This is a genomic window from Janibacter corallicola NBRC 107790, assembly GCF_001570965.1.
GTDB classification, from domain to species: domain Bacteria; phylum Actinomycetota; class Actinomycetes; order Actinomycetales; family Dermatophilaceae; genus Janibacter; species Janibacter corallicola.
The window spans coordinates 104,763-122,362 of record NZ_BCSR01000005.1 but is presented as its reverse complement, the minus strand read 5'-3'; the positions used below and the strand labels follow the sequence as shown (position 1 = coordinate 122,362).

General features: G+C 70.8%; 21 protein-coding genes and 2 riboswitches. Of the genes, 9 read left to right on the top strand and 12 right to left on the bottom strand.

What is annotated here, in order from left to right; all coding sequences use genetic code 11:
- From JCO01S_RS03955 to JCO01S_RS03945, 3 genes are all read right to left on the bottom strand, one after another.
- On the bottom strand, positions 1 to 784 hold a 784-nt coding region (locus JCO01S_RS03955; protein ID WP_157074467.1), incomplete at its 3' end, for an FAD-binding oxidoreductase.
- Between the two features lie 123 nt (positions 785 to 907).
- Complete coding sequence (locus tag JCO01S_RS03950) at positions 908 to 1,777, bottom strand: TerC family protein (RefSeq protein ID WP_369407277.1); 870 nt, start codon at positions 1,775 to 1,777, stop codon at positions 908 to 910.
- A 215-nt stretch (positions 1,778 to 1,992) separates the two neighbouring features.
- Positions 1,993 to 3,438 carry an LLM class flavin-dependent oxidoreductase gene (locus JCO01S_RS03945; protein ID WP_439645688.1) on the bottom strand — a complete coding sequence of 482 codons (1,446 nt, stop codon included), beginning with the start codon at positions 3,436 to 3,438 and terminating at the stop codon, positions 1,993 to 1,995.
- A 10-nt stretch (positions 3,439 to 3,448) separates the two neighbouring features.
- A riboswitch (SAM riboswitch) is annotated at positions 3,449 to 3,538 on the bottom strand.
- Between the two features lie 258 nt (positions 3,539 to 3,796).
- Here JCO01S_RS03945 and JCO01S_RS15615 point away from each other — a divergent pair.
- Positions 3,797 to 3,955, top strand: a complete 159-nt coding sequence (locus JCO01S_RS15615) for a hypothetical protein (RefSeq protein ID WP_157074466.1) — start codon at positions 3,797 to 3,799, stop codon at positions 3,953 to 3,955.
- A 2-nt stretch (positions 3,956 to 3,957) separates the two neighbouring features.
- On the opposite strand, the gene JCO01S_RS03935 is transcribed toward JCO01S_RS15615, so the two are convergent.
- From JCO01S_RS03935 to JCO01S_RS03925, 3 genes are all read right to left on the bottom strand, one after another.
- Positions 3,958 to 4,488: a hypothetical protein gene (locus JCO01S_RS03935; protein WP_068251013.1), complete on the bottom strand. Its 531-nt coding sequence runs from the start codon at positions 4,486 to 4,488 to the stop codon at positions 3,958 to 3,960.
- Positions 4,489 to 5,208: 720 nt separating this feature from the next.
- Positions 5,209 to 5,454, bottom strand: coding sequence for a hypothetical protein (locus tag JCO01S_RS03930; RefSeq protein ID WP_068251010.1), 246 nt, complete (start codon positions 5,452 to 5,454; stop codon positions 5,209 to 5,211).
- Positions 5,455 to 5,466: 12 nt separating this feature from the next.
- The gene (locus JCO01S_RS03925) at positions 5,467 to 6,507 is read right to left on the bottom strand and encodes an FUSC family protein (protein ID WP_068251008.1); all 1,041 of its coding nucleotides are present in this window, start codon (positions 6,505 to 6,507) and stop codon (positions 5,467 to 5,469) included.
- Between the two features lie 62 nt (positions 6,508 to 6,569).
- Here JCO01S_RS03925 and JCO01S_RS03920 point away from each other — a divergent pair, with 62 nt between their 5' ends.
- Complete coding sequence (locus tag JCO01S_RS03920; RefSeq protein ID WP_068251006.1) at positions 6,570 to 7,127, top strand: toprim domain-containing protein; 558 nt, start codon at positions 6,570 to 6,572, stop codon at positions 7,125 to 7,127.
- A gap of 69 nt (positions 7,128 to 7,196) precedes the next feature.
- Positions 7,197 to 8,108: a ketopantoate reductase family protein gene (locus JCO01S_RS03915; protein ID WP_068251002.1), complete on the top strand. Its 912-nt coding sequence runs from the start codon at positions 7,197 to 7,199 to the stop codon at positions 8,106 to 8,108.
- 9 nt (positions 8,109 to 8,117) lie between these two features.
- Here the strand turns inward: JCO01S_RS03915 and JCO01S_RS03910 are convergent, their stop codons facing one another.
- Positions 8,118 to 8,420, bottom strand: coding sequence for a single-stranded DNA-binding protein (locus tag JCO01S_RS03910; protein ID WP_068250999.1), 303 nt, complete (start codon positions 8,418 to 8,420; stop codon positions 8,118 to 8,120).
- 175 nt (positions 8,421 to 8,595) lie between these two features.
- Positions 8,596 to 8,685, top strand: a riboswitch (SAM riboswitch).
- Positions 8,686 to 8,812: 127 nt separating this feature from the next.
- Here JCO01S_RS03910 and JCO01S_RS03905 point away from each other — a divergent pair.
- The 4 genes from JCO01S_RS03905 (at position 8,813) to JCO01S_RS03890 (ending at position 11,281) form a co-directional block, all read left to right on the top strand.
- The gene (locus JCO01S_RS03905; protein ID WP_068250996.1) at positions 8,813 to 9,319 is read left to right on the top strand and encodes a flavin reductase family protein; all 507 of its coding nucleotides are present in this window, start codon (positions 8,813 to 8,815) and stop codon (positions 9,317 to 9,319) included.
- 5 nt (positions 9,320 to 9,324) lie between these two features.
- Entirely contained in the window at positions 9,325 to 9,861 is a 537-nt protein-coding gene (locus tag JCO01S_RS03900; protein ID WP_068250993.1) for an OsmC family protein, read from the top strand.
- Positions 9,862 to 9,896: 35 nt separating this feature from the next.
- Positions 9,897 to 10,340, top strand: coding sequence for an alternative ribosome rescue aminoacyl-tRNA hydrolase ArfB (arfB, locus tag JCO01S_RS03895; RefSeq protein ID WP_068251053.1), 444 nt, complete (start codon positions 9,897 to 9,899; stop codon positions 10,338 to 10,340).
- An 89-nt stretch (positions 10,341 to 10,429) separates the two neighbouring features.
- A complete protein-coding gene (locus JCO01S_RS03890) occupies positions 10,430 to 11,281 on the top strand; it encodes an NYN domain-containing protein (protein WP_068250990.1) in 852 nt (283 codons plus the stop codon).
- Between the two features lie 33 nt (positions 11,282 to 11,314).
- Here JCO01S_RS03890 and JCO01S_RS03885 read toward each other — a convergent pair whose 3' ends face one another.
- Positions 11,315 to 12,670, bottom strand: a complete 1,356-nt coding sequence (locus JCO01S_RS03885) for an MFS transporter (RefSeq protein ID WP_068250987.1) — start codon at positions 12,668 to 12,670, stop codon at positions 11,315 to 11,317.
- 257 nt (positions 12,671 to 12,927) lie between these two features.
- Here JCO01S_RS03885 and JCO01S_RS03880 point away from each other — a divergent pair, with 257 nt between their 5' ends.
- A complete protein-coding gene (locus JCO01S_RS03880; protein WP_068250984.1) occupies positions 12,928 to 13,284 on the top strand; it encodes an RNA polymerase-binding protein RbpA in 357 nt (118 codons plus the stop codon).
- A 63-nt stretch (positions 13,285 to 13,347) separates the two neighbouring features.
- Here JCO01S_RS03880 and JCO01S_RS03875 read toward each other — a convergent pair whose 3' ends face one another.
- From JCO01S_RS03875 to JCO01S_RS03860, 4 genes are read right to left on the bottom strand one after another with little or no spacing between them, the layout of a single operon-like run.
- Positions 13,348 to 13,857: an FxsA family protein gene (locus JCO01S_RS03875; RefSeq protein ID WP_068250982.1), complete on the bottom strand. Its 510-nt coding sequence runs from the start codon at positions 13,855 to 13,857 to the stop codon at positions 13,348 to 13,350.
- The gene (locus tag JCO01S_RS03870; RefSeq protein WP_068250979.1) at positions 13,854 to 14,642 is read right to left on the bottom strand and encodes a polyprenol monophosphomannose synthase; all 789 of its coding nucleotides are present in this window, start codon (positions 14,640 to 14,642) and stop codon (positions 13,854 to 13,856) included. Before JCO01S_RS03870 ends, JCO01S_RS03875 begins: the two co-directional genes overlap by 4 nt.
- A complete protein-coding gene (lnt, locus tag JCO01S_RS03865) occupies positions 14,635 to 16,203 on the bottom strand; it encodes an apolipoprotein N-acyltransferase (protein ID WP_068250977.1) in 1,569 nt (522 codons plus the stop codon). The genes JCO01S_RS03870 and lnt overlap by 8 nt, the downstream gene beginning before the upstream one ends.
- Positions 16,200 to 16,622, bottom strand: coding sequence for an Lrp/AsnC family transcriptional regulator (locus JCO01S_RS03860; RefSeq protein ID WP_068250973.1), 423 nt, complete (start codon positions 16,620 to 16,622; stop codon positions 16,200 to 16,202). The genes lnt and JCO01S_RS03860 overlap by 4 nt, the downstream gene beginning before the upstream one ends.
- A 36-nt stretch (positions 16,623 to 16,658) precedes the next feature.
- Here JCO01S_RS03860 and JCO01S_RS03855 point away from each other — a divergent pair, with 36 nt between their 5' ends.
- Positions 16,659 to 17,594 (top strand): 5'-3' exonuclease, encoded by a 936-nt coding sequence (locus tag JCO01S_RS03855; RefSeq protein ID WP_068250970.1) that lies wholly within the window; start codon positions 16,659 to 16,661, stop codon positions 17,592 to 17,594.
- Positions 17,595 to 17,600 lie beyond the last annotated feature (6 nt).

The window sequence follows — 17,600 nt, the reverse complement described above, 5'->3', positions numbered from 1 at the left end:
GCCGCCACTCCGCCAGCGCGTCGACCGCGGCCGAGGCGGGGAAGGTGGCGTTGAAGAAGCCCATCCCGCGGGCCGGGATCGTTCGGTAGGTCATCTCGGTGACGATCCCGGTGCCCCAGCCGCCCCCGCGGATCGCCCAGAAGAGGTCGGGCTCGGTGTCCTCGTCGACGGTCAGCACCCGCCCGCGGCCGTCGACCACGGTGGCGCTCACGAGTCGGTCGGACATCAGGCCGTAGCGGCGGGAGTCGACACCGAGGCCGCCGACGAGGGAGAGCCCGGCCGTGCCGACCGTGGGGCAGGTTCCCGTGGGGACCGAGCGGTCCCCCTTCGCCAGCTCCTCGTGGACGGTCCACAGCTTGGCCCCGGCCTCGATCGTGGCGCGGTCGCCGCCGGAGCCGAGGCTGACCGCGCGCATGCTGCGCGTGTCGACCACGAGCGCACCGTTGCGTGCCGAGCGGCCGGTGTAGGAGTGACCGCCGGAGCGGGCGGCGATGTCCAGGCCGTGGTCCTTGGCGAAGGTGATGCACGTGGCCACGTCGTCGGCGTCGCGGACGCGGGCGATGGCCGCCGGGCGTCTCGAGTCCCAGTGCGGGTCGAAGAGCTTGCGCTGGGACTCGTAGCGTCGGCTGCCCGGGAGGTTGAGCCCGCCCGTGATGGAGCCGGCCAGCTCCTTCCAGTCGCCCGGGCTCGGGCCGGCCGCGGCGGCGGCCGGGAGGCTCGAGCTGCCGGCGAGCAGGGGCAGTGCCGCACCTGCTCCGAGGACTGTCCTGCGTGGGATGCTCATGACCTGTACGACGCCGGGGCCGTGGCTCCGGTTCGGTCCGTGATCCACCCGTGACCTCTTCGGAACTCCCGGGGTCGACCTACGTGCCGATGCGCTGCGGGAACGTGATCGAGGGCGGCTGCGCTAGCCGCGACGCTGCCGTACCAGCGAGGCACCGACGGCGATCGTCATCGAGGCGACGATGACCAGCAGGGACTGCCAGGTCTCGATGGTGGGGGCCCAGCCGATCGGTCGCCCGCCGTTGATCCACGGCACCTCGTTGGTCGCCATCGCCTGCAGCACGAGCTTGAGGCCGATGAAGCCGAGGATCACCGCGATACCGATGTCGAGGTACTCGAGGCGGTCGAGCAGCTCGCCGAGCAGGAAGTACAGCTGCCGCAGACCCATGAGCGCGAAGATCGTGCAGGCCCAGACGAGGAAGGGGTCGGTGGTCACCGAGAAGATCGCCGGGATGGAGTCCAGCGCGAAGAGCACGTCGATGCCGCCGAGGGAGACCACGACGAGCACGAAGGGGGAGAGCCCCACCCGGGTGCGCAGGGTCCGGACGATCCGGCCCTCCCGGCTGCCGGAGTCGTCCTCGCCGCCGAGGGCCTGCTTGACCGCGACGTAGACCAGGTAGGCGCCGAAGACGTAGAAGACCCAGGTGAAGGACTCGATGATCCGCACGCCGGCGAGGATGAAGACCCCGCGCAGCAGGATCGCGATGAGGATGCCCACCATGAGGACCCGCTGCTGCATCTCCTTCGCGACGGCGAAGCGGGAGATGACCACGAGGAAGACGAAGAGGTTGTCGACCGAGAGCGAGTACTCGAGCAGCCACCCGGTCAGGAACTCGGTGGCCCGGTCGGTCCCGCCGGCCGCCAGCAGCGCGACGGCGAAGACGAGGGCCAGGGCGACGTAGCAGCCGACCCAGGCCGCGGCCTCCTTCGTCGAGGGGACCCGCGGACGCCGGACGACGAGGACCAGGTCCAGCAGGAGGACGGCTGCCAGCACCACCAGCGATGCGATCTCGAAGAGGTGGTCCCCCGCTCATCCCCGTGGTGCGCTCCCGTCCTCGTCGTGTGCTGCTGACGGTACTCCTCCCGGGGGTCCGGTGGGCCGAGGAGGCCGCGCAGCAGCCGGCGGGGGACCAGCGCCTCGTGGGCCGGCTCCCCGGACGAAGTGCTGCAGGCAGCACTTCGTCCGGGGAGCCGGGTTACACGACCCGGCTACGCGGTGGTGGCGAGGTTGCGCAGTGCGAAGCGCGACCCGTAGTGGTTCTCCGGCAGGTGGTCGCCGTGGCCGAAGAGCTTGTGGCGCATCGTGCCCTCGGTGTACTCGGTCTTGTAGCGGCCGAGCTTCTGCAGCTCGGGGACGACGTACTCGACGATGTCCTCGAAGGTGCCGGGCGTGATGTGGTAGGCGAGGTTGAAGCCGTCGACGTCGGTCTCGTCCTGGATCCGGGCGAGCTCCTTCGCCACGGTCTCACCGGAGCCGACGATCACCGGGCCGAAGCCGCCGATCCCGCACCACTCGGCGAGCTTGCGCACGGTCCACTCCTCGTCGAGGTTTCCGGAGGCCTTCTTGAAGGTCTCGACCGTGGACTGGATCGCGTTGGACTCCACATCACCGATCGGCTCGTCGAGCTCGAACTGCGAGAGGTCCAGGCCCATCCAGCCGCTCATGAGGACCAGACCGCCCTCGACGTCGATGTACTGCGCCAGGTCCTCGTACTTGGCCCGCGCCTCCTCGTCGGTGGCGCCGGTGACGATGGTCTGCATCGACATGACCCTCACGTCGTAGGGGTCGCGCCCGGCGTCGACGAGGGACTGGCGCAACTTGGCCGTCGTGCCCTTGATCAGCTCGTCGGTGGGGGAGTTGATGAAGGTCGCCTCGGCGTGCTTGCCGGCGAAGGCCCGACCCCGGCTGGAGGCGCCCGCCTGGTAGATCACCGGCGTGCGCTGGCGGCTCGGCTCGGTGAAGGCGATCCCGGGGGTCTTGAAGTAGGCGCCCTCGTGATCGATGCGGTGCACCTTGCTCGGGTCGATGAAGACGCCGGACGTCGTGTCGTTGATGACCGCGTCGTCCTCCCACGAGCCCTCGAGGAGCTTGTACACCACGTCCATGTACTCGTCGGCGTGGTCGTAGCGCTGGTCGTGCTCCATCTGGTCCTCGTGACCGAGGTTGCGCGCGGCCGAAGGGAGGTACCCGGTGACCACGTTCCACCCGACCCGACCATCGGTCAGGTGGTCCAGGGTCCCGAGCCGCCGGGCGAAGGAGTACGGGTGCTCGTAGGCGGTCCCGGCGGTGACCCCGAAGGTCAGGTGCTCGGTCACCGCAGCCATCGCGGGGATGAGCAGCGTCGGCTCATTGGTCGGTACCTGCGTGCCCGACTTCAGGGTGGCCTCGTCGGAGTTGCCGTAGACGTCGTACGGGCCGAGGACGTCGGCGATGAAGAGGCCGTCGAAGAGGCCCTTCTCGAGGGTCCGGGCCAAGCCGGTCCAGTAGCCCAGGGTGTTGTAGTCCCGGGCGTGGTCCTCCGGGTGGCGCCACAGCCCGGGGGACTGGTGTGCCACGCAGTTCATGTCGAAGGCATTGAAGAGGATCTCCCGCTTGCCGGCGTCCGTCGTCGGAACGCCTTCGGGCAGAGGGGAATTGGGCGTCGATGAAGACACGGTGATGCTCCTTCCATCGGTCCCGGCATGAGCACCTGCCCGCAAGGGGTGGTTGCTGCGGCGTCGTCGAGCCAGGTCTCTCAGCCGCTCTGGATGGGTTGCTGAAGTAGCACAGCACACTGACCCGCCAGCGCCAAAACGGTCTCGCCCAGTGACCCTCGGTCCCTCTCGTGGCGTCGCCCGACCCGGTGGCCGGATGTCCGAGGCGACTCCCCAGCGTGGTCTTGCGTGACGTGCGTCACACGCCGCGCTACCGTGGCCGAGGAAGGATGTGATCCAGATGACATTCGAGACCTGCGACATCGGCTCAGACTTCGAGACCCGTCTGAGCGAGGTGGCGCGCCGTCACGGACGTACGATGGAGGCTGAGGCCGCCGTCATCCTCACCGCCATCACGCAGGGCCGCGCCCAGGACGCCGATGCGGTCATGAGCCTCTACACGGCCGCGCGGCGCATCGTCTCCAAGGAGGCACTGGCGCCCCCGACGCAGGTCGACTTCACGCCCGACGGCTACTGAGGTCACCACGGGTACCACCGGGGTGGGACGAGGGTCTCCACGTCAAAGGTGCTGTCCCGGGCCCTGATGAGGAAGAGCTCGCCGGTGTCATCGCGCTCGCCTGCGAGCATGCCGTTGACCTGGTGGTCGAAGGTGAAGTGCTCGAACTCAGGCCTGCCGCAGCTGCGGGCGTGCGCGCCGGGCCGCAGGAAGTGATCGGTCAGGTACTCGAGCCACTCGAGCGCCATTCTTGACTTCTCGGTGCCGTTCCACCGTAGGCAGCAGCCATCACCGCAGGGCACCCCGTCGAGGTGCGGATACGGCGTGCCGTCGCGCGGGGAGAGCGAGGCGAACGGGTCCGGGGGCGACTCATCCCGCGGACGTGCGCCCCGCGAGCCCTCCTGGGCCACGACGCGTGGGTTCATCGCCACGTCGTAGGGGTCGCTGTAGTGCCGTCGGTCGATCTCGGCGAAGGCTCGCAACCAGTCGGCTTCTGCGTCGTTGAGCGGGGGAGTGACCTCGAGGTGGTCGAGGAAGTTCGTGCCGTATCCCATGCCGCACCAGCCAACCACTCAGGGCGAGTCCGAGCGGGCGCCCGTCCACAGGCCCGGGGCCCAACGGCCGTTCGCGAGCCCCTGTGGACAACGCCCTTCGTGAACCAGCCCTTCCGTGCCACGGTCGAGGACATGCGCACCGACGTCTGGGATCTTGACGACCCCGCAGCCACCCTGCGACAGATCGCACACATGTGCGCCTTCCGGGCGGGCCGCAGCGTGGTCGCGGCCGTACGTCTCGGCGATCAGGTGGTCACAGCAGCAAGGGTCGCCAGGGACGCGGGAGAGCAGGTGCCGGGTCCACCGGAGGACAGCGACCTGGCTCGCGCGGTGGCGCAGGAGCTCGTTCCCGAACGCTTCACGGTCACGACGGACCACGGAGGCATGAGTCACGTCCTGATCACCGTCGTCTGTCGCGACGGGTACGTCCTGGCCGGCCGACAGGAATTCGCCTGGCTGCGGGCCTGGCGCTACAGCAACCATTTCACCGGCGGGCTCGACGGTGATGTGTACATCGTGACCCCGCACGGCTGGACGGGCACCATCGACCGGCGCGCCGGTCGTGAGCCATGCCTGGGCCAGGCACACCTGAGGGCCGTCGTGTCGATGGTCGAGCCTGTCGATGAGGTGCCGGTTCCCGGGGAATCCCTAAATGCCGATAATCCACATTATGTCATTTATTCCTGTGAGGGATGCCGAGCGCCCCTCCCCGTCCGGGGGTCAGCCACGATCGAGACGAACCTCGGCATCGAACTTCAGGCCGGGTGGTTGGCCATTGGTGCGCCCGCGGTAGTGAATGGTTCCCGTGGGCGTGAATCCACGCCGCCAGGCCTCCTCGATCACCAGCTGGCGTTCCTGCGGGAACGGCTCGCCGCGACCCACACGCTCGTGGAAGCGCTTGGCGTGGACCCGGTCGCTGTCGAGCTCGACTCGGATCACTGGCATGGTCGTCTCCTCCGCAGTCATCTCCGGGCAACCTCACGCCACCTGGGCGCCCAGCTCGTGCCGGATGCGTCGCAGGTCCTCCATCAACGAGCCGATGAGCACCCAGCGCATGCCCTGCGGTGCGCGCGTGTCCAACGGCTCGGTCAGCGCCGGTGCGGTCTCCTCGAGGTCCTCCGCCTCGGGACTCGGCAGGATCAGGCGCAGCCGCAGCCGGGTGTCGTGGGCGGCGCGACGCAGCTCCTCGGCGATCGCCACGACCGTCCGTTCCTCGCGGACCCCGGCGTCGTAGTGGTCGACGTAGGCCCGGGTCATCCCCCGCACCTGCGTCCCGATCCTCGTCAGCATGTCGAGGCTCTTGCGCATCGCCTCGAGGTCGCCGCGGTAGCGACGGGCGCGCGGGTTGAAGGCCAGCGAGTCCTCGGCGGTGTCCAGGGCCTCCTCCGCCTCGTCGCGCCAGCGGTGCAACCGGCGGGCGTCGGCGACGAGCAGCAGTCGACCGGGACGCGTCTTGGGATTCACCAATGCCTCGGCCAGGCGTTCCATGGCCTCCGCGGTCTCCTCCCCCAGGGTGTCCAGCGCGTCCCTGGCCGGCATCAGGGTGACTGGCGGCACGAGGGCGACGTGGATGCAGACTCCGATGAGCGCACCGACCAGCGTCTCGACCACCCGCACGAGGGCGTAGTCGGGGGTCGTCGCGCCGAGGGTGAGCACCAGCAGCGCACTGATCGCGATCTGGTTGCCTGACCCGCTCGTCAGCCGCAGCCCCCAGGAGAGCAGCAGCGCTGCCGCCACCGCGGCCATGACGACCCACGACGGCGTGCCGAGGACGATACCCAGCCCCGTGGCCAGCAAGACCCCGGCCACGACCCCCAGGCTGCGCTCGATGCCCTTGACGAGCGACTGGTTCAGGCTCGGCTGCACGACGAGCATGGCGGCGATCGCCGCGAAGACAGGTGGCGGGCCGTTGCGGAAGAGCAGCAGGGAGACCACCCACGACAGCACGACGGCCAGGACGGTCTTGACGACCTGCAGGAGGGGCCCGCGCTCGGGTGCGCGAACGGCGGTCAGGCGCATGCGACAACCGTAGGCGCTCCCCCGGGGCAAGCGGGCAGACTGTCAGCCGGAGGTGACCGCTCGTGCCCAGGACCGTGCTCGTCGAGGGAGTCAGCGACCGCGTCGCCCTGACCACGCTCGCCCACCGCCGCGGCGAGGCGCTCGACGACGTGGACGTCGTGGCCCTGGGCGGCATCACCAACATCCGCGCAGTCGCGGTCAGCCTCGGGCCGAGGGGCGCGGGCCACCACCTCTGCGGCCTGTACGACTCCCCCGCTGTCGGGATCGTCCGGGAAGGGCTTCACCAGGCGGGACTGCCGGTCGAGCGAGCGGGCCTGCGGGAGCTGGGCTTCTTCGGCTGCGTGCTCGACCTCGAGGACGAGCTGGTCCGTGCAGTCGGCGTGGACGGCGTCGAGGCGGTGATCGACGCGGAGGGTGAGGGCCGCTCCCTTCGCCTGCTGGCCGGCATGCCGGCCCAGCGCGGGTGGACGCGCGAGGCCGTGGTCCGTCGCTTCCTCACCTCGCAGGCCGGCCGGAAGGCGCGCTACGCGCGTGCCCTGACGGAGGCGCTCGACCCGCACCGGGCGCCGGGGCCGATGGAGGACCTCCTGGACCACCTCCGCGAACAGGCGGGCACGTGAGAGCTCGGGATCGTTCCACCCACGGGGCCGCTCCCCCGGCACCGGCGTGAACGCAGCTAGGTTGGCGCCATGGCTGACTCCCCGATCACCACTGTTGCGATCCTCGGCGCGGGAGCCATGGGCGCCATGTACGCCCAGCACTTCGTCGAAGGGGGCCTGCAGACCTCCCTCGTCGCCTCCGGCGAACGCGCCGATCGGCTGCGCGACACCGGCCTGACCGTGGGCGGCACTCCCCTGCGGGCCCCCGTGCTCGACCCGGATCGTGACGAGGCCCATCCCGTCGACCTCGTGGTCGTGGCGGTCAAGCACCACGACCTCGCCGGTGCGCTGGAGGACGTCGCCCCCTTCGTCGGTCCCGGGACCACCTTCCTCTCGGTGCTCAACGGTCTGGACAGCGAGACGACGATCGGTGAGCGGTTCGACCCGAACCGGGTGCTGCTGTGCATCGCCCTCGGCATGGCCGCCGGGCGGGAGGGTTCGGAGATCACCTACAGCTCCCCCGGTGAGCTCGTCATCGGGACGGCGGCGCACCTGGCGGCCCCGGAGCGCCTCCACCGCGTCCAGACGGCCCTGGACCGTGCCGGCCTCGCGTGGAGCTCCCCCGCGGACATGGAGCACGAGATGTGGTGGAAGTTCATGGTCAACACCTGCATCAACCAGGCCTCCGCCGTCATGCGCAAGCCCTACGCCGCCTTCACCGTCGACGGTCCTGCGCGTTCGCTCATGCTCGCCCTGCGCGAGGAGGTCATCGCGGTGTCGGCTCCCGAGGGGGTCCCCTTGGGCGACGCCGACCGGGAGCGGTGGGACACGGTCCTCGGCGGACTCCCCGGTGAGGGCCACACCTCGATGCTCCAGGACGTCCTCGCCGGCCGGGCCACCGAGGTCGCCCTCTTCGCCGGCCGCGTGGTCGAGCTCGGGCGCCGCCACGGGATCCCGACCCCGTACAACCAGACCATCGCCTGGCTGCTCGCCGAAGCCTGACGCAGGCGCTCACCGCCGGTCCCGCACCAGCCGACGCACCTCCACCTCGTAGCGGCTCGCCGGACCACCGGGCGTCCGGAAGAAGCGCCGGCGGAGGCTCCCTTCGACCCGGGCCCGGTCACCGTCGGCGAACCGGGCAGCCGCCCTCCTCGCGGATGCCGACCAGCACGCGCACTCGATGGTGTCGACCGGGCGCCCTCCCCCGCGGGCCACCACGAGGCGCAGCGTCACCAGCGCATCACCGCTGGGCAGCTCACGCTCGCTCGGGTCGCCACTGACCCGGCCCGTCAGTTGCACGTCGTTGACCTCCATGCCACTCCCCTTCCCCACTGCCTGTTTCCACCAGCCTGACTGCGCCGCAGCGGTGTTCGCAGCCCCATGCAGCTCCCTGTGGACCGGCACCGTCCACGGCCGCTGGATGTGGACAACGCTGCCCACGCTGCGGACGCGGCTTGACCAAGACGCCGCGCAAGGCATCTACTGAGGTCGTCCATCAAGAGCGGCCGAGAGATCTGGCTCGACGACGCCGCAGCAACCACCCTCCGGGGGCAGGTGCTCACGCCAGGACCGATGGAGGTTCGCATGAAGGTGCTCATCACCCGCCGCGTCATCGACCACATGCGTCGAGGCGTCACCGCCTGTCAACGCAGCTGACGCACCGGAACCCGAGCATCCCCCGAACCGATCCCTTGTCTGGAGAACCCATGACCCTTCTGACCAGCGCGCCGGTCGACCTGCGCGCAGCCTTCCGCCGGGCGGCATCGAGCGCCTGGGTCGTCACCGGCCGTTCCACCGACGGTGGACCCGTCGGATTCACCGCGATCTCGATCGTGTCGGTGTCCGTCGAGCCGCCCCTCGTCACCTTCAACATCTCCAGGACCTCCAGCTCGCTGGCGACGATCAGCCGCAGCCGCCGGGCAGCACTGCACCTGCTCTCCGATGAGCAGTCCGCTCTGGCAACGCGATTCGCCAAGGACCGCTCGCTCCGCTTCGTCGACGACGGGACCTGGTCCTATGGGGACGACGGGCTCCCCGAGCTCCACGACGTCGTCACGCGCCTGAGCACCGAGGTCGTCGACCTCGTCGAGGCCGGCGACAGCTACATCGCCGTCGCCCGGGTGGAGGAGACGGTCGGCGCCGACCTCAGCCCGCTCGTGCACCACGACGGGGGCTACCGCCACGTCCCGAAGACCCCTCGCCAAGGAGCCTGAGCACCATGACCGAGACCGTCTCCGGATTGCCCACGGCCGAGCAGCTGCGCGCCGTGCAGAAGCCGCTGAAGGACAGGTACAAGGAGGACCCCGCCACGGCCCTCGTCACGAGCAGCGCCACCGCGCGCCTCGCCGAGGACGGCATCGCGGCCGTCGTCGACGGCACCGGCGGTCAGGTGCGTGCGGGCCTGCACCCCGTCGCCGGTGGCGACGGCAGCGAGGCCTGCTCCGCGGACATCCTCCTCGAGGCCGTCGCCGCGTGTGCCGGCGTGACCCTGCGCTCCGTGGCCACGGCCATGGGGGTGACCGTGCGCTCGGGCGAGGTCCGCGCGACGGGCACCTGGGACGCCCGCGGCACGCTCGGCACCGACCGGGAGGCGCCGGTCGGGTTGACCGACGTCGTCCTCGAGATCGACCTGGACTCCGACGCCGACGAGAGGACGACCGCCAGGCTGCTCGAGATGACCGAGCGCTACTGCGTCATCGCCCAGACGCTGCGCACTCCCCCTTCGCTCACCGTCCGTCCCCCCGAAGGGGACTGACCGCACCTCCCGCCGCAGGAGGGATGATGGGGCGCATGGCCGATCTTCGTGTCCCTCCGGGGCCGGGAGTGCCGCAGGGCCTGCTCATCCCGGCGAGTGAGCTGACCGAGCGCTTCGCGCGTTCGGGCGGACCGGGTGGTCAGGGCGTGAACACCACGGACTCCCGGGTCCAGCTCTCGCTCGACCTGGGTGGCACGAGTGCCCTGACCGAGGAGCAGCGGGAGCGGGCGCTCACCCGCCTCGGGGCTCGCCTCGTCGGCACCGTGCTCACCGTCGACGCCTCGGAGCACCGATCGCAGCAGCGCAACCGTCGGGCGGCACGCGAGCGGATTGCGGACCTGCTGCGCGACGCCCTCGCTCCCCCACCACCGAGGCGGCGCCCCACGCGCCCCACCCGTGGCTCCAGGCGTCGTCGACGGGCGGCCAAGGAGCACCGCTCCCGGCTCAAGGCCCAGCGCCGCCGCCCCCGGGGAGACTGAGCGTGTCCGGGCCGGAGCCGGTGCACGTGGCCGGTGTGGTGCGGCGGTACCTCCAGCACGGGGGCCGCCTCGGGCAGTAGGTTGCGTCCATGGACGCCGATCCCAGCACCTCCATCCGCATCGCCGTGCTCATCGACTGCGACAACGTCTCGAGCAAGCACGCCACCGCCGTCCTGGAGGAGCTGGCCAAGTACGGCACCCCCACGGTCAAGCGGGCCTACGGCGACTGGACGACCACCCAGCTGGGCGGGTGGAAGGCCGAGCTGCAACGCAACGCCATCCAGCCGGTGCAGCAGTTCGCCTACACCGTGGGGAAGAACTCCACCGACTCGGCGCTGATCATCGACGCCATGGACCTGCTCTGGCAGGACAACGTCGAGGCCTTCGCGCTCATCTCCTCCGACTCCGACTTCACCCGGCTGGCGACCAGGCTGCGCGAGTCCGGCAAGCGGGTCTACGGCCTCGGGATGCGCAAGACCCCGGAGTCGTTGCGCCGGGCGGTCGACCAGTTCATCTACCTCGAGCTCCTCCAGGAGCAGGCCCGCGACCGGGACGAGGAGCCCGACCCGGAGACGGACGAGCAGGAGCCGCAGCCGGGCATCAACCTCGAGTCGGCGCTGACGAAGGCGATCAACGCCACCTCCGGGGACGACGGGTGGAGCACGCTGGGCACCGTGGGCCAGCACCTGAGCCGGGCCCACGCGGACTTCGACCCGCGCACCTTCGGTCACCAGAAGCTCTCGACGCTCGTCGAGGAGCAGCCCTACCTCGAGACCCGCTCCGAGGGCTCCTCCCGGCAGGTGCGCCTGCGCACGCGCAAGCGGGCACCCGCCAGGTCCGCCACGACCAGGAAGGCGGCCGGAACGACGGCCAGGAAGAGCTCGAGCGGCACGGCGAAGAAGACCACCGGCACGAAGGGGGCGTCCCGCGCCTCGGGATGAGCGCGGGCCACGCGGCGCACCGACCCCGCCCCGTCACGACTGCCCGATGGGCCGCTCCTCGGGCGCGCGCACGGGCAGGAGCACGGCGAGTCCGGCCACGAGGACCAGCGCGATGCCGAGGATGCCCCAGTACTGGGTGTTTTCCTGCCCCGTCATCCGGGCACCGAGCCAGATCGCCGCGGCGAAGGCGGCCGGCGAGATGAAGGAGACGACGCGACCCGTCGTCGCGTAGAGGCCGAAGATCTCCCCGCTGTGCCCCTCCGGGATGACCCGGGCGAGGAAGCTGCGCGACGCCGCCTGCGCCGGCCCGACGAAGGCGGTCATCGCCAGGCCGAGGGTCCAGAAGACCATGGGTCCGCCGTCGTGCAGCAGGAAGACCCCCATCCCCAGGACGACGAGGGTCACGAGGGAGATGACGATGACCTGCTTCGGGCCCAGGCGGTCGTCCAGCAGGCCGAAGGCCATCGTGCTCACGCCGGCGAGGATGTTGGCCGCGGCACCGAAGACGATGACGTCGCCGGCCGACATGTCGAAGGTGCCGGCTGCGAGCACCGCGCCGAACGCGAAGACGCCTGCGAGGCCGTCACGGAAGAGTGCCGAGGCCATGAGGAAGTACACCGTGTGCCGGGACTCCCCCCACAACCCCTTCAGCGACTGCCAGAGCAGCCGGTAGGAGTCGGCCACGCCGACGCGCGGGGCGCGCTCCTGCGGCTGGTCCTTCAGCACCACGAAGGCCGGGATGGTGAAGAGGAGGATCCACAGCCCGCACACGAGCATCGAGACGCGGATGTCCAGGGCGTCACCGTCCCCGACGCCGAAGAGACCGACCTCCGGCTGGATGAAGGCGAAGTAGATGACCAGGAGCACGAGGATGCCGCCGAGGTAGCCCATCCCCCACCCGAAGCCGGAGACCCGGCCGACGTTCTTCGGGCTCGCGACCTGCTCGATCGAGGCGTTGTAGTTCACGCCGGCGATCTCGGAGACGATCGAGCCGGCGCCGAGCAGGACGAGCCCGAGCACGAGGTAGGAGGGGTCGGGCGCGACGAAGAAGAGCGACGCCGACAGCAGCGCCAGGAGCCAGGTCTGGACCCGCAGGTTGCGCACGGTGCGCCCGGAGCGGTCCGAGTTCTGCCCGAGCACCGGAGCGAGCACCGCCACGAGCAGGCCGGCCAGGGCGGTTGCCACGGCCAGCGCGGTCGACGTGGTGTTCGTGTCACCGAAGCTCTCGCTCGTCAGGTACACCGAGAAGACGAAGGTCGTGATGACCGTGTTGAAGGGCTGGGCCCCCCAGTCCCACATGGCCCAGCCGAGCACTCGAGCGCGCCCCCCGTCCTGCTCGGCACGAAGGGCGCTGGTCGACCCCGTCACTGTTGGTGGAGAAGCGCTCACACCGGGAGGTTACCCGGCGGTCGGGGTCTCCGGCGTCACCGTCCGGTGTGCGTATCCGGACGGAATTCGCTAACCTGTGGGGTCGGGCCCTGATCGGCACCACGCCGATCAGCCAGGGGGACCACCGTCGGTCCCGGCGCCCACCCGCACGGCAATGACGCCCACGCACGGAACATCGACCGCCTGCGTGGCGTTGTGTCCTGTGTGGGCGGCGGTCAGGGGCCGAACACCCGAGAGACACCAGGGAGACTTGCACAATGGCAGAGCGCACGCTGCGCGGTACGCGCATGGTCAGCTTCAGCATGGAGACCACGGACAATGTCGTGCTCAGTGACCGGCAGATGACCACCTACCTCTGTGAGAACGGTCACAAGACGGAACTGCCCTTCTCCGTCGAGGCCGACATCCCCGGCACCTGGGAGTGCCGCTGCGGCAAGCTCGGCAAGCTCGTCGACGGGCCGGAGCCGGACATGAAGCCGGCCAAGCACGTGCGCACCCACTGGGACATGCTGCTCGAGCGCCGCTCGATCCCGGAGCTCGAGGAGCTGCTCGAGGAGCGGCTGGAGCTGCTGCGAGCCAAGCGCGGCGAGAAGCCGAGCAAGCGCAGCGCCTGAAGAAGCAGACCTGACGAAGGGGGCCCACCGCCGGTGGGCCCCCTTCGCGCGTGTCCGTGGGTCCTAGTCGTCCTCGACGATCTCGCCCTCGACGACGTCGTCGTCACCGCCGGGGCGACGCCGCTCCTCGCGGCGCACCCGGACCTCACCGCCCACGCCGGCCACGATGAGGCGACGGGCGACCACCACCTCGAGGCCCATCAGGGCCAACGGCCGGGTGAAGGGCAGCGCGAGCAGCAGCCCGATGACACCGGTGACGTAGCCGGGGAAGAGCATCAGTGCCCCGCCGATGAGCACGAGCGCGGCGTCCGCGATCTCCCGGTTCGGCACCCGGCCCTCCCGCAGCGCCTCCCCGAGCGCTCGCCAGGTCCGCATGCCCTCGCGGCGGATGAGCCATCCTCCGACGACGCAGAAGGCGACCACGCCGAGCACGGCGAGCAGCACGCCGATGTACTTGGCGAGCCAAACGAGCACCACCAGCTCGATGATCGGCACGAGCACGACGAGCAGCGCGATGAGCGAACGTCGCCACGGTCGGCGGCGGCGAGGGCTCTGCCCGGGCAGCGCGGTCACAGCCGGTGCCAGGTGGGCTCGCGGTCCAGGAGGCCCAGGACCTGGTCGCGCCGGTGGGCGATCCCCCACCGGGTGATCCGCCGCATCGACTCACGCACGACGTCACCGTCCATCTTCGAGTCCCCGATCTCCCGCTCGATGAAGGCGATCGGTACCTCGACCACGGTCAGGCCGGCCCGGACGGTGCGCCGGGTCAGGTCCGTCTGGAAGCAGTAGCCGGTCGATTCCACGTCGTCCAGCCCGATGGTCCGCAGCGTCTCCGCCCGGTAGACGCGGTAGCCGGCGGTCGCATCCCGCACCGGCATGCCGAGCAGGGCCTTGATGTAGAGGTTGCCGAGCAGGCTGATCGCCTTGCGGTCCGCCGGCCAGTTCACGACCGACCCGCCACGGACGTACCGCGAGCCGATGACCAGGTCGGCCTCGTCGGCGGCGACGAGCAGCGCCGGCAGGTGCTCGGGGCGGTGGGACCCGTCGGCGTCCATCTCGACCATGGCGTCGTAACCGCGCTCGAGCGCCCACCGGAAGCCGGCGATGTAGGCGGCGCCCAGGCCCTCCTTGCGCTCGCGGTGCATGACGTGCAGCTGCCGGTCCGCGGCGGCCAGCTCGTCGGCGACCTTCCCGGTCCCGTCCGGGGAGTTGTCGTCGAGGACGAGCACGTCCACGGCAGGGGTGGCCGCCCGCACCCGCTGGATCAGGCCGGGCAGGTTCTCCCGCTCGTTGTAGGTCGGGATGAGCACGACGACCCGTTCGATCACGGGGCGGCGCGGGGATGCTGTCTCAGGCACCGGTGGTGGCTTCCTCGTTCCGGGACGACTCGGGGTGTCCCTCGAGCCTACCCGTCGGTCGGCGCAGCAGTCGCCACCCCACCGCGAGCAGCAGCAGCCCGCCGGAGGTCCACTCCACCCACGGCCCGAGCCGGTCCGAGACCGTCAGTCCGGAGCGCAGCACCACGTCGTCGACCGGCTGTGCGGCGGTGAAGAGCTCGGTGGTCGGGGTCGTCGTCCCGTCGGGGTTGATGAAACCGGAGACCCCCACCGTCGAGACGTGCGCGACCGAGCGGCCGTGCTCGATGGCCCGCACCCGGGAGATCGCGTACTGCTGGGTGGACTCGGCGGAGTACCCGAAGGTGGCGTTGTTCGTCTGCACCACGAGCAGGCTCGGGTCGCCCTGCTCCTCGGCGTGGCGCACCGCATCGCGCATCAGCCCGTCGTAGGCGACCTCGAAGCAGATCGTGGGGATCGCGGTGAAGCGGCCCTCCTTGCCCTGCACCTCGAAGGCCACCGGGTGGTCCCCCTTCGCGAAGCCGGCCCGGACGAGGTCGACCTTCGAGCTGAAGAGGCGGTAGAAGTCCCGGTGCGGGACGTACTCGGCGAAGGGTACGGGGTGCTGCTTGACGTAGCGCTCCGGAGGCCCTCCCCCGGGCCGGTAGAGCAGTGAGGCGTTGGAGACCTCGGGCAGCGGCTCGTTGAGGATCGCGCCCACGATGAGCGGCGCGTCCACCGCCCGGACCGCCCGCTGGACCTGCGCGGCGGCATCGGGGTTGCGGATCGGGTCGATGTCCGAGGCGTTCTCCGGCCAGATGACCAGGTCCGGGTCCGACTCGCCCTTCGCCAGCTCGAGGGTGCCCTTGACGTGGTTGTCGAGCACCTGGCGCCGCTGGGCGTTGAAGTCCAGGCCCGCCCGCGGCACGTTGCCCTGCACCATCCCGATGCGGGCGGTGGACTCCCCGCCGGTCGGCACGGGCACCATGATCGACCCGAGTGCGGCGGCGACCGCCAGTGCCAACGCCACCACCGGCGGCCGGCGGGTCAGCACGAGCAGGACGATCGGCACGGCGAGCAGGGCGACCACGAAGGTGACCAGTGGTGCTCCGCCGATCGCGGCCCATCGGGCCAGGGGCGAGTCCGACTGGCTGAAGGCGAGCCGGGCCCAAGGGAAGCCGCCGTAGGGCCAGGAGCCGCGCACGTACTCCTGCAGCACCCACATGACGGGGATGAGCAGCGCCGCGGGCAGCCGGTGGCCACGCCGGATCAGCGGCGCCTGCACCCAGGCCAGCACGGCCGCCATGACCGCCACGTAGAGCGACTCGGTGATGGCCAGGGCGAACCACGGCACCTTGCCGACGAAGATGCCGGACCAGCTCAGCGTCGGCAGGAAGCAGGCGAGCCCGGCGACGAGACCGATGAGGGCGCCCACGCGGGCGCGCACGTCCCAGAGGGCCAGACCGATCAGTGCGACGCCCCCGACCGCGGCGATCTCGATGTCGTGGTCGGGGAAGGAGAGCCACAGCAGCAGTCCGCCGACGAGGGCGATCGGCAGCCGGACGGCGGGAGAGGAGTACCTCACTCCCACGGCGTCGTCAGCACGATGGTGGTCCTCGTGGAGACCCCTCCCTGGGAGCGAACCCTGGAGAGCAGCTCCTCCAGGTCCTGCGGGGTACCCACACGCACGCGCAGCAGGTAGTTGGAGTCGCCGGCCACCGAGTAGCAGGCGTCGATCTGGGCGATGCCGCGCAGCCGGTCGGGGATGTCGTCGGGGTCCCGGGGATCCAGCGGCGTCACCGAGACGAAGGCGGTGAGCGGCGTCCCCAGGGCGGCGGGATCCACCTGCGCGGTGTAGGAGGTGATGATGCCGCGCTCCTCCAGCCGCCGCACCCGCTGGTGGACGGCGGACGTGGACAGCCCCACGGCCTTCCCCAGGTCCGTGTAGCTGATGCGTCCGTCCTCCCGGAGGAGGTCGATGATGCGTAGGTCCGCCGCTTCCATGCGCCAACACTATGTGACACCCGTAGGGTCGTGCTCATGCCGACCACCCCGAGCGAGCGCCTTCTCCTTCTCGACTCCGCATCGTTGTACTTCCGTGCCTTCTACGGGGTGCCCCCGCGCGAAGGGGGACCCTCCGGGCTGCCGACGAATGCCGTGGCCGGCTTCCTCGACATGATCGCGACGCTCGTCACCCGCTACCGCCCCACGCACCTCGTCGCGTGCTGGGACGAGGACTGGCGGCCGCAGTGGCGGGTGGACGCGATCCCGACGTACAAGGCACACCGGGTCGCCGAGGACCCGGAGGACGGCGAGGCCGTGCCCGACGAGCTCTCCCCGCAGGTCCCGGTCATCATGGACGCGCTCGACGCCATCGGCATCACGCGTGTGGGCGCGCCCGGCTACGAGGCCGATGACGTCATCGGGACACTGGCGGTGCGCAACCGGGGCCGGATGCCGGTCGACGTCGTCACCGGTGACCGGGACCTCTTCCAGCTCGTCGACGACGACGCGGCGACCCGGGTGCTCTACACCGCCCGTGGCGGCGTACGGGACCCCGACGTCATCACGCAGGCGGTCCTCCGGGAGAAGTACGCGGTGCCCACCGGCGACGCGTACGTGGACATGGCCGCGCTCCGCGGCGATGCGAGCGACGGGCTGCCCGGGGTGAAGGGCATCGGGGAGAAGACCGCCGCCGCCCTCATCCACGAGCACGGCTCGCTCGCCGGGGTCCGTGAGGCCCTCGCCGCCGGCGATCCGCGCATCAAGGGCGCGCGGCGCACCCGGCTCGAGGAGGCCTCCGACTACCTGGACGTCGCGCCGCTCGTCGTCCGGGTGGCCCACGACGTGCCGATCGGTGACATCGACCCGCACCTGCCCGCGGGCATCGTGGATCCGGCCGCGATGAGCCGGCTCGCCGTGGAGCACGGCCTGACCGGCCCCTTCAACCGGGTGGCCGCCGCCCTCGACGGCTGATCACCC